Genomic DNA, 9,567 nt, shown 5'->3' with positions numbered 1-9,567 from the left:
GCGCCGCATCGCAACACGTTACGACCGATGCGCAAAGACCTTCCTCTCAGCCGTCGCCCTCGCCGCAACTGTCTTGTTCTGGCTTTGACGGTCAATGAGTCTGGACCCTAGAACGGCGCGATGACGCCGATCACCACAAAAGCCTTCAGGATCGCATCCACCGCAACAGCCGCTAGAATGATCCCCATCACCCGGCTGATCACCGAAGCCCCCGTGGCCCCGATGACCCGGTGAATGGGGGCGGCGGCCAGCAAGATCACCAGCGTGATCGCCAGAACCAAGGCCATCAGCCCCGCCGTCATCGCCTGATGCGCGATTGAGAACCGGTCGTTATCGGTCAGGATCACCACGGCCAGCATCGCCCCGGGCGAGGCGATGGACGGCATCGCCAGCGGAAACACGGCCGAGGCATGGTGATCCCAGTCTGCCACCTCGGATTCGGGTTTGGAGGCCCCGAAGATCATCGACAGCGCAAACAGGAACAGCACCAACCCGCCCGCAATCTGGAACGATGGCAGCGCCAGCCCCAGCGCATCCAGCACCAACTGCCCAAAGACGATAAAGGACAACAGCACCGCAAAGGCAATCAGCACCGCGCGCAACGCCACCCGCCGCGATGTCGCCGCCGAGGCGCCATAGGTCACGGCCAGAAACACCGGCAAGGTGCCAATCGGGTCAATAACCACCCAAAGCGTGATGAATTCCTGCAAAAGGGTGGTCGAAATTGCCATGCGGTCTGTCCTTGGTTGGGTCAGCCATTGTTACCAATTCTGGCGCGTCCCCGCCAGATTCCCAAATGAAAAAGGCGCCGCAGCGGGCGCCTTTTTGCCAGTCCAACGCTTGCGCGTGATCAGATCAGCTTGCCCATCGCCACAGCCGTATCGGCCATGCGGTTGGAAAAGCCCCATTCATTGTCATACCAGGTCAGGATGCGCACCATATTGCCATCCAGCACCTTGGTCTGGTCCAGATGGAAGATGGACGAGCGCGGGTCATGGTTGAAATCCGAAGAGACATTCGGCTGGTCGGTATAGCCCAGCACGCCTTTCAGCGGGCCATTGGCCGCCGCGATGATGGCGGCGTTCACTTCCTCAACCGTGGTGGCGCGGCTGGCTTCAAAGGTCAGATCAACAACCGAGACATTCGGCGTCGGCACGCGGATGGCCACACCGTCCAGCTTGCCGTTCAGTTCCGGCAGCACCAGACCCACGGCTTTCGCCGCCCCGGTCGAGGTCGGGATCATGCTCAGCGCTGCGGCGCGGGCGCGATACAGGTCCTTGTGCATCGTGTCCAGCGTCGGCTGATCGCCGGTATAGCTGTGGATCGTGGTCATGAAGCCCTTGGTGATGCCAATCGCATCGTTCAGCACCTTGGCCACCGGTGACAGGCAGTTGGTGGTGCAAGAGGCGTTGGAAACGATCACATCGGCAGCTGTCAGCGTGTCATGGTTCACACCGTAAACGATGGTCTTGTCCGCGCCCTTGGACGGGGCCGAGACCAGAACCCGGCTCGCGCCGTTTTCCAGATGCACCTTGGCTTTTTCCTTGTCGGTGAAAATTCCGGTGCATTCCATCACGATGTCAATATGCTGCCAGGGCAGTTCTGCCGGGTTGCGGATCGCGGTCACGGCAATCGGGCCACGGCCCACGTCGATGGTGGTTTCGGTGGTTTTCACCTCGGCCGGAAAGCGGCCATGCACCGAATCAAAGCGCAGCAAATGCGCGTTGGTTTCCACCGGCCCCAGATCGTTGATCGCCACAACCTCGATATCGGTGCGGCCCGATTCAATGATCGCCCGCAAGACGTTGCGGCCGATACGCCCAAATCCATTGATGGCTACTTTAACGGTCATGGCTTTCTGTCCTCATCTGAGAGAAAGGGGCGGGTGGCCCCGTTTGCTAGCGCTAACATCGCGATAAACGCGAAAAGATCAAGCGTAGCCTGCCTGATTTACCGCCAAAAAGACAGATATTCGATGAAAACGGCGAATTTCCGCAACAAGAACAGCAGCGCCGCGCCGTGATTGAGGAAAATATCGCCCACAATCGCGGCAAGCACTGCCAAGCCAAGCCAAATCGCCAGTTTGTCTGTCATACGGCCCCTAGTCCCTGGCCGTAGCGCGGCCCTTTAATGCAAGAGCCGCCCCATCGCCCCGGCCACATCGGCCATCCGGCAAGAGAAACCCCATTCATTGTCATACCACGCCAGCACCCGCACGCAATTGCCAACGACTTTGGTCTGATCCGGCGCAAAGATACAGGATTGCGGGGTGTGGTTGAAGTCGATCGAGACTTTGGGTTCGGGGTCATAGGCCATGACCATGCCCATATAGCCGGCGGCGGCCTCGCGCACGATGTCATTCACCTGCGCCGCCGTCACCGTCTTGCGCGACACGAAGGTCAGATCCACCGCCGAGACATTGGGTGTGGGCACGCGCATCGCGGTGCCATCCAGACGGCCCGCAAGTTCCGGCAGCACCTCGCCCAGCGCCTTGGCCGCCCCGGTAGAGGTGGGGATCATCGCCATCGCCGCCGAGCGTGCGCGGTAAAGGTCGGCGTGGCGGCGGTCCAGCGTGGGCTGATCGCCGGTATAGCTGTGGATCGTCGTCATGATGCCGCTTTCAATCCCCACCGCATCGTTCAGCACCTTGGCCAAAGGCGCAAGGCAATTGGTGGTGCAAGAGCCGTTGGACACGACGTGATGATCGGCGGTCAACTGGCGGTGATTCACCCCGTAAACCACGGTTTTATCAGCGCGTTTTGCCGGGGCAGACACCAGAACCCGCTTGGCACCGCGCGTCAGATGCACAGCAGCCTTGTCGCGGTCGTTGAACTGGCCTGTGCATTCCAGCACCACGTCAACACCCTCCCAGTCCAGCTCTTGCGGGTTATAGGTGCTCATCACGCGCATCGGGCCACGGCCCAGATCCAGCGTATTGCCTGCCACCCGCACGGTGCCCGGAAAACGGCCATGCACGGAATCGTATTTCAACAGATGCGCGTTGGTTTCAATCGGCCCGGTGGCGTTGATCGCCACCACCTGCACGTCATTGCGCGCGCTTTCCGCGATATGCGCCAAGGTGCAGCGCCCGATCCGTCCAAACCCGTTGATCCCGATGGTGATTGTCATATCCAACCCTCTTGTTCCACGCCCTTGCCGGGGCTGATACAGAAGCCCGCGCCCGTTTCAAAGCATAAAAGCAACGATTTATCAGCATGTTAGCGCAAAACCTTGATGTTAGCGCCAACGCCTGCGCGCTGTTTCCGCTAACGGCTTGCCCTTCTGGGTCAGTCCGCTAATTTGGGCGCAGGAATTGAGAGGACGCGGAATGAGTGGATTACTTGCCCTGTTGGATGATGTGGCCGCGATTGCCAAAGTGGCGGCCAGCTCGGTGGATGATATTGCCGCCGCTGCGGCCAAGGCGGGCAGCAAAACCGCAGGCGTCCTGATTGATGACGCTGCGGTCACGCCCACCTATGTGACGGGCCTTGATGCCAGCCGCGAATTGCCGATGATCTGGCGCATCACCAAAGGCTCTTTCAAGAACAAGCTGCTGTTTTTGCTGCCTGCTGCACTTCTCCTGTCCAATTTCGCGCCTTGGGCCATCACGCCTTTGCTGATGCTGGGCGGGGCCTATCTGTGCTTTGAAGGCGCGGAAAAGATTTTCCACGCGCTCTTTCCCCATGCCAGCCATGAGGTGGACGCGGATATGACCCCGAAGGACCCCGCGCATCTGGAGGAGGAGCGCGTGGCCGGGGCCATCAAGACCGATTTCATCCTGTCGGCGGAAATCATGACCATCTCGCTCTCGGTGATCGAGGCGCCGAACATCTATATGGAGGCCGCAACCCTTGCGGCGGTGGCGGTGCTGGTGACGGTGGCCGTGTATGGCGTGGTCGCGCTGATCGTGAAGATGGATGATGTGGGGCTGCATATGGCAGCCAATATGCGGCTTGCGGCCAGCCGGGCGGTGGGGCGCGGGCTGGTGCGCTTCATGCCCTATTTGCTGACCACGCTGTCGGTGATCGGAACCGGGGCGATGCTGTGGGTCGGCGGCAATATCATCACCCATGGGCTAGAGGTGTTGGGCTGGCCTTGGCTCTATGATGAGATTCACCATCTGGCCGAGGCGGCGGGCCAAGCTGTCAGCACCGCCAGCGGTTTGGTGAAATGGGCCGTGACGGCGGCGCTGGATGGCGTCTTGGGCTTTGCGCTGGGGCTTGTGCTTATTCCGGTGGTGACCAAGGTGATCGGGCCTGCCATGGCGGCGGTGACGGGCAAGTCAGCGCAACACTGACGCGGGTGCCGCACGGCCCACCACGCCATCCAGCCAGTCGCGCACATCCGGGATCAGCCGTTCCAGTTGCGGCAGGTCATTGACGCACAGGAACTTGATCGACGGGTCGGCCACGCTTTGCAGCAAGGCCCGCGTTTCGGACGGGTTGCGGCCCATCCCTTGCCCGCTTTTGACATGCAGATGGTCTTTGCCCGCGCGCAAGACAGCCGCATTTGCCGCGATACAGGCGTGATTGTGCAACCCCTGCGGCAGGAATTGCGACAGGTCGCGAAAGCGATGGGCGATATTGTCCAGAAAGGCCGCGCGATGCTGCGCGAACAGCCCCGCCATCACAGACCGCCGCATCGGATGCACCACATGCGCCGAGGCAAACAGCCGCTGCGCCCTATATCCGGCCAGACCCGCCGCATTGATCTGCACGAAATGGTGGAACCGCGCCGGGTCTTGCGCCGCCCCCGCATCCCCCGGCAGCGCGCTGTAATCCACCCAAGCGCCGCGCAGCACCGGCATGTCATCGCAAAACACATCTTCGGGGCGCAGGGGGGCGGCCAGAAACACATCATCATTGAAATACAAGAACCGCTCCGCCAAGCCGTCGATCCGCCACAGCATGGACTCGATGGACAGCGAATTGAACGTGGGCAGCACCGCGCTGTAGTCACCGAAAATCTCGGTATGGCGCACAATCCGCACCTTGCGGCGCAAGCCCGGTGACAGCGAGCGCAGGTCGGGGGCCTCATCATCCACCACGATCCAGATGCAGCGCAGCCAAGGCGCAAAACTTTCGATGGAGCGCAGGCAATAGAGAATCTCGCCCGCGCTTTCCCAGCGATGCGAGTTGGTGGCATTTTCAGACAAAGGGCGGGCGGTGGCATCCAGATAGGTCTGGCGCAACTGCCGATGCGCGTCGCTGCTGCCATTGACCCAAGTGATTACAGCGTCCATCGGCTGGCTTGCGTCATTTTCCACCACGTCTGTATCTTTCTGCGCTGCCAAACCCACCCGCGACAGATAGGCCGACTGGCAGGGATGGCGAGGGAAAAGACGGCAGGCCGGAAAAAACTAGGCCCCCGCAATGCAGGGGCCTTGCTGTGCAATGTCAGGGCCGGATCACAGACCGATCACAGACCCAAAAGCGCCTTTGCCTTGGCGACCGCGTTTTCAGCGGTGATGCCGAATTCCTGATACAGACGTTCCGCCGGGGCCGAGGCACCAAAGCCTTCCATCCCCACAAAGGCGGCCTTCTGCTCGCGCCCACGCTCGCCCAGCAGCCAACGATCCCAGCCGCTGCGCACGCCCGCCTCAATCGCCACGCGAACCGGGCCGGGCGGCAGGATTTTGCGGCGATAGGCTTCGTCCTGCTCGGCGAACAGCTCCATGCAGGGCATGGATACCACGCGGCAGCCGATGCCTTCGGCCTCCAACAAAGCGCGGGCCTTGACGGCGATGGAAACCTCGGTCCCGGTTGCCATCAGGATCACCTGACGCTTGGCCTCGGCCTCCTCCAGCACATAGGCACCCTTGGCGACCATGTTCTGATTGACGTGCTTTTTGCGCACCGCAGGCACCCCCTGACGCGACAGCGCCATGACCGAAGGTGTCTTGACCTGTGACAGCGCGACTTCCCACGCCTCGGCGGTTTCCACCTGATCGGCAGGGCGCAGCACCAGCGTGTTCGGCGTCGCGCGGCTGATGGCCAGATGTTCCACCGGCTGGTGGGTCGGGCCATCCTCGCCCAGACCGATGCTGTCATGCGTCATCACATAGACCACCGGCACAGCCATCAGCGCCGACAAACGCATGGAGGGGCGGGCATAATCGGTAAAGCACATGAAGGTGCCGGAATAGGGGCGCACACCGCCATGCAGCGCCATGCCGTTCATCGCGGCCGCCATGCCATGCTCGCGGATGCCGTAATAGATGTAGCGTCCGGCGCGATCCTCGGCCGAAAACACGCCCAGATCGCCGGTCTTGGTGTTGTTGGACCCGGTCAGATCGGCAGAGCCGCCAATGGTTTCCTTCATCACCGGGTTGATCACCTCCAACGCCTTTTCCGAGGCAGAGCGGGTGGCCAGTTTCGGCAGGGTTTCCACGGCTTGCTTTTTCAAGGCCCGCACCACCGAAGCCAGTTTGGCCGGGGCTTCGGTTTTGAAAATGCGGGTGAATTCGGCTTGGCGTGCATCGGACAGGGTGGCCAGACGCGCCTCCCATGCTTTGCGGGTTTCCAGCCCGCGCGCGCCGATGGCTTCCCAGGCTTGCTTGATATCGGCGGGGATCACGAAGGCAGCATGCGGCCAGCCGTAAACCTTGCGCGTCTCGGCGATCAACTCGGGCGAGGTCAGCGCGCCATGGCCCTTGGAGGTATCCTGCGCCGAGGAGCCAAGCGCGATATGGGTCTTGCAATCAATCATCGCGGGGCGGGGCGAGGCCTTGGCCGCCGTGATCGCACGGTCGATATCCACCGGGTCATGGCCATCACATTCGAACACATCCCAGCCAGAGGCGGCGAAACGGGCCTTCTGATCGGTGATATCGGACAGCGAGACTTTGCCGTCGATGGTGATGCCGTTATTGTCCCACATCACGATCAGACGCGACAATTGCTGCTTGCCTGCCAGACCAATCGCTTCCTGGCTGACGCCTTCCATCAGGCAACCATCGCCTGCGATCACATAGGTGAAGTGGTCGATGATCTTGGCACCCCAGCGCGCGCGCAGGTTTTCTTCGGCAATCGCAAAACCAACGGCATTGGCAATGCCCTGACCCAAGGGGCCGGTGGTGGTTTCAACCCCGGTGGCATGGCCATATTCCGGGTGGCCTGCGGTGATGGCCCCCCATTGGCGGAAATTCTTGATCTGCTCCAGCGTCATGTCGGCATAACCGGTCAGATGCAGCAGCGAATAGATCAGCATGGAACCATGGCCCGCCGACAGGATAAAGCGGTCACGATCCGGCCAGTTCGGTGCGGTGGGATCAAACTTCAGGTGGTTTTCAAACAGCACGGTTGCAACATCGGCCATGCCCATCGGCATACCCGAATGGCCGGAATTGGCGGCGGCAACGGCATCCAGCGTCAGGGTGCGAATGGCGCAGGCCTTGTTCCAATGTTCGGGGTGCTGGGCGCGCAGAGTGGCAATATCCAAAGCGATGATCCTTCGTCTTGTTGCGGTCGGGCGGCGCAGGATGCGGATGCCCAAGCGTGGCGGCAGGTGATACGGAGTGCAGGGGGCAGATGGCCCCTTGCCCGAAAACTCCAAAGCTGCATATCAGCCTTGTCGGCAAGATCAAGCATGTCTGGCAAGGGCTTGATCCTAAAGGGGGGGCAATTTGCCGCCCGATTGCGATAAGATCGGCAAATCGCAGGCTTTGCGCGATTCGCGGATGTGATTTAGATGTGACAAGCGCAGATCAAGCAGGGTAACATGGCGGCGATGGCCAAGGCGCGGCAGGGATGAACCGTGTCAGGCCAGAGACGGCAAAGGCAAGAGGCAAGGGGGCATAGGAATGGCCGACCAAACAAATATCGCAGAGCTCGAGCGGCGGATTACGGCCGCGCTGGGGCGGATTGGCGCCGGATTGGACAAGCTGGGTGCGGCCTCTGCCGTGGCGCCGGTTGCAGCGCCTGCGGCAGAACCGAAACCTGCCCCCGCCGTGGATACCGCCCCGCTGGAGGCCGAGATTGCCCGGCTGAAATCGGAACTCGCCGCCGAAAAGGCCACGACGGCGCAACTGACCGAGCGGCTGAAATCGGTGAAAGACCGCGATCACCTGTCGCAGAACCAGTTGGAAGCCAAGGTCGAAAAGATGACCCAGCAGTTGGATGTGCAAGGGCTGGAATTGCAGCGGATGCGCAAATCCACCGTGCAATTGCGCGAACATCTGCGCGTGTTGCATGAGGCGGCGGCCGATAACATGGTAGAGCCGCATCTGATCAACAAGGCGATGCTGGCGGAACTGGAAAGCCTGCGGGCCACCCGCCACACCGAAACCGCCGAAATGGATGAAATTCTGGCAGAGTTGAAGCCGCTGATCGAGGAGGCCCGTGCCAATGGCTGAACTGGAAATCACCATCGGGGGCCGCAGTTTCATGGTGGCTTGTCAGGAAGGCGAGGAACATTTCCTGCGCACCGCCGCCGCAATGCTGGACACCGAGGCCCAGCCGCTTGTCACCCAGATGGGCCGCTTGCCCGAGGCGCGGATGCTGCTGATGGCGGGCTTGATGCTGGCAGACCGCACCGCCTCGGTCGAGGATCAGTTGCGCGTGCTCAAGGCGCGGGTGGAGGAATTGGAGAACCAGCCTGCGCCAGAACCGCAGCGCGTGGAAATTCCGGTGATCCCGCCGCAAATCCCCGAGACGCTGGCCGAGATCGCCGCCCGGGCCGAGGCTTTGGCTGCGAAGGTCGAGGATAAAGCGCGCGCCTGAGTGCGGGGCCTGACGGGGCCGGAAAAGAAGCGGGGGGCTGTCTGCCCCCCCTTGGCCTTGCGGCCAATTCACCCCCGAAGGTATTTAAGCCAAGATGAAATGAAACAAACCTGTTTCATTTCAAGTCGTTGTGCGGCGATCTTCAGGCGTTGGCTTCGCGGATCTTTTCGGCGGCTTCCTTGTTGAAGGCCACGCCTTTGGTTTCCAGCAACTGATCCAACTCACCGTTCAGCGTCATCTCGGTGATGATGTCACAGCCGCCGACGAATTCGCCTTTGACGTAAAGCTGCGGGATCGTGGGCCAATCCGAGAAATCCTTGATACCTTGGCGGATATCGGCATCTTCCAGCACGTTCACATCGGCAAATTCCACGCCCATGAAGTTCAGCACGCCGGCCACCCGGCTGGAGAACCCGCATTGCGGCATCATTTTGGTGCCTTTCATGAACAAGACGACATCATTCTTTTCGATCGTGTCTTTGATCTGTGCGGTTGCGTCGGTCATTCTGAGGTCCTTCGGTTTTGCAGCGGCCGCAGCGGGCGGAAGCTGTGTTTCACTATTCCGGCGCTTTGGTGGTCAGACCAAGCGCGTGCAATTCCCCCTGCGGGCCATCCATCTTGCCTTTCAGCGCCTTCATCACCGCGCGCTGTTGCTGCACCCGGTTGAGGCCGCGAAAGCTTTCGTCGATGACCTCGGCCGAGAAATGCGCCCCGTCATCGCCTTCGACATGGATCACGGCATTGGGGAAGCTTTCGCGGATCAGGGTTTCGATATCTTGCGCGGTGATGGGCATGGCTGTGGTCCTGTGTCAGGTCTTTCAAGCAATGTAGGGCGGGCCGCGGGCGG

11 protein-coding genes and 1 pseudogene are annotated in these 9,567 nt (G+C 61.2%); 4 read left to right on the top strand and 8 right to left on the bottom strand.

Translation table 11 applies throughout. From position 1 onward, the window contains the following. Window positions 1-88 (top strand): annotated as a pseudogene (locus EGN72_RS03015) (IS5/IS1182 family transposase); the annotation flags it as partial. 19 nt (window positions 89-107) lie between these two features. Here EGN72_RS03015 and EGN72_RS03010 read toward each other — a convergent pair. The 4 genes from EGN72_RS03010 to gap (EGN72_RS03000) all read right to left on the bottom strand — a co-directional run bounded on the left by EGN72_RS03010 (window position 108) and on the right by gap (EGN72_RS03000) (window position 3,129). After that, complete coding sequence (locus EGN72_RS03010; protein ID WP_127045170.1) at window positions 108-731, bottom strand: MarC family protein; 624 nt, start codon at window positions 729-731, stop codon at window positions 108-110. Between the two features lie 119 nt (window positions 732-850). Next, window positions 851-1,852, bottom strand: coding sequence for a type I glyceraldehyde-3-phosphate dehydrogenase (gene gap, locus EGN72_RS03005; protein WP_127045169.1), 1,002 nt, complete (start codon window positions 1,850-1,852; stop codon window positions 851-853). 98 nt (window positions 1,853-1,950) lie between these two features. Then, window positions 1,951-2,094: a hypothetical protein gene (locus EGN72_RS19265; protein ID WP_199743687.1), complete on the bottom strand. Its 144-nt coding sequence runs from the start codon at window positions 2,092-2,094 to the stop codon at window positions 1,951-1,953. A 33-nt stretch (window positions 2,095-2,127) separates the two neighbouring features. After that, the gene (gap, locus tag EGN72_RS03000; protein WP_127045168.1) at window positions 2,128-3,129 is read right to left on the bottom strand and encodes a type I glyceraldehyde-3-phosphate dehydrogenase; all 1,002 of its coding nucleotides are present in this window, start codon (window positions 3,127-3,129) and stop codon (window positions 2,128-2,130) included. Window positions 3,130-3,328: 199 nt separating this feature from the next. Here gap (EGN72_RS03000) and EGN72_RS02995 point away from each other — a divergent pair, with 199 nt between their 5' ends. Further along, window positions 3,329-4,297, top strand: coding sequence for a DUF808 domain-containing protein (locus tag EGN72_RS02995; protein ID WP_127045167.1), 969 nt, complete (start codon window positions 3,329-3,331; stop codon window positions 4,295-4,297). Here EGN72_RS02995 and EGN72_RS02990 read toward each other — a convergent pair. Both EGN72_RS02990 and tkt read right to left on the bottom strand, forming a co-directional pair. Further along, window positions 4,283-5,242, bottom strand: coding sequence for a Stealth CR1 domain-containing protein (locus EGN72_RS02990; RefSeq protein WP_127045173.1), 960 nt, complete (start codon window positions 5,240-5,242; stop codon window positions 4,283-4,285). The genes EGN72_RS02995 and EGN72_RS02990 overlap by 15 nt on opposite strands. A 176-nt stretch (window positions 5,243-5,418) precedes the next feature. Continuing rightward, window positions 5,419-7,440 (bottom strand): transketolase, encoded by a 2,022-nt coding sequence (gene tkt, locus EGN72_RS02985; RefSeq protein ID WP_127045166.1) that lies wholly within the window; start codon window positions 7,438-7,440, stop codon window positions 5,419-5,421. 361 nt (window positions 7,441-7,801) lie between these two features. Between tkt and EGN72_RS02980 the strand changes: the two genes are divergently transcribed. Next, window positions 7,802-8,353 carry a hypothetical protein gene (locus EGN72_RS02980; protein WP_127045165.1) on the top strand — a complete coding sequence of 184 codons (552 nt, stop codon included), beginning with the start codon at window positions 7,802-7,804 and terminating at the stop codon, window positions 8,351-8,353. After that, window positions 8,346-8,720, top strand: coding sequence for a cell division protein ZapA (locus tag EGN72_RS02975; RefSeq protein ID WP_127045164.1), 375 nt, complete (start codon window positions 8,346-8,348; stop codon window positions 8,718-8,720). Before EGN72_RS02980 ends, EGN72_RS02975 begins: the two co-directional genes overlap by 8 nt. 142 nt (window positions 8,721-8,862) lie before the next feature. Here EGN72_RS02975 and grxD read toward each other — a convergent pair whose 3' ends face one another. Further along, on the bottom strand, window positions 8,863-9,225 hold the full coding sequence (grxD, locus tag EGN72_RS02970; RefSeq protein WP_127045163.1) for a Grx4 family monothiol glutaredoxin: 363 nt from the start codon (window positions 9,223-9,225) through the stop codon (window positions 8,863-8,865). 52 nt (window positions 9,226-9,277) lie between these two features. Then, the gene (locus EGN72_RS02965; RefSeq protein WP_127045162.1) at window positions 9,278-9,514 is read right to left on the bottom strand and encodes a BolA/IbaG family iron-sulfur metabolism protein; all 237 of its coding nucleotides are present in this window, start codon (window positions 9,512-9,514) and stop codon (window positions 9,278-9,280) included. Between the last annotated feature and the right edge of the window lie 53 nt (window positions 9,515-9,567).

The sequence above is a fragment of the Pseudorhodobacter sp. E13 genome, from assembly GCF_003991405.1.
In the GTDB taxonomy this organism is placed as follows: Bacteria; Pseudomonadota; Alphaproteobacteria; order Rhodobacterales; family Rhodobacteraceae; genus Pseudorhodobacter.
Note: the sequence above shows the minus strand (reverse complement) of the source record. Positions and strands in the feature narration are given on the sequence as shown.

Coding starts and splice junctions, on each gene's coding strand:
- EGN72_RS03010 (WP_127045170.1), bottom strand. CDS start 731: ATGGCAATTTCGACCACCCTTTTGCAGGAATTCATCACGCTTTGGGTG.
- gap (WP_127045169.1), bottom strand. CDS start 1,852: ATGACCGTTAAAGTAGCCATCAATGGATTTGGGCGTATCGGCCGCAAC.
- EGN72_RS19265 (WP_199743687.1), bottom strand. CDS start 2,094: ATGACAGACAAACTGGCGATTTGGCTTGGCTTGGCAGTGCTTGCCGCG.
- gap (WP_127045168.1), bottom strand. CDS start 3,129: ATGACAATCACCATCGGGATCAACGGGTTTGGACGGATCGGGCGCTGC.
- EGN72_RS02995 (WP_127045167.1), top strand. CDS start 3,329: ATGAGTGGATTACTTGCCCTGTTGGATGATGTGGCCGCGATTGCCAAA.
- EGN72_RS02990 (WP_127045173.1), bottom strand. CDS start 5,242: ATGGACGCTGTAATCACTTGGGTCAATGGCAGCAGCGACGCGCATCGG.
- EGN72_RS02980 (WP_127045165.1), top strand. CDS start 7,802: ATGGCCGACCAAACAAATATCGCAGAGCTCGAGCGGCGGATTACGGCC.
- EGN72_RS02975 (WP_127045164.1), top strand. CDS start 8,346: ATGGCTGAACTGGAAATCACCATCGGGGGCCGCAGTTTCATGGTGGCT.
- grxD (WP_127045163.1), bottom strand. CDS start 9,225: ATGACCGACGCAACCGCACAGATCAAAGACACGATCGAAAAGAATGAT.
- EGN72_RS02965 (WP_127045162.1), bottom strand. CDS start 9,514: ATGCCCATCACCGCGCAAGATATCGAAACCCTGATCCGCGAAAGCTTC.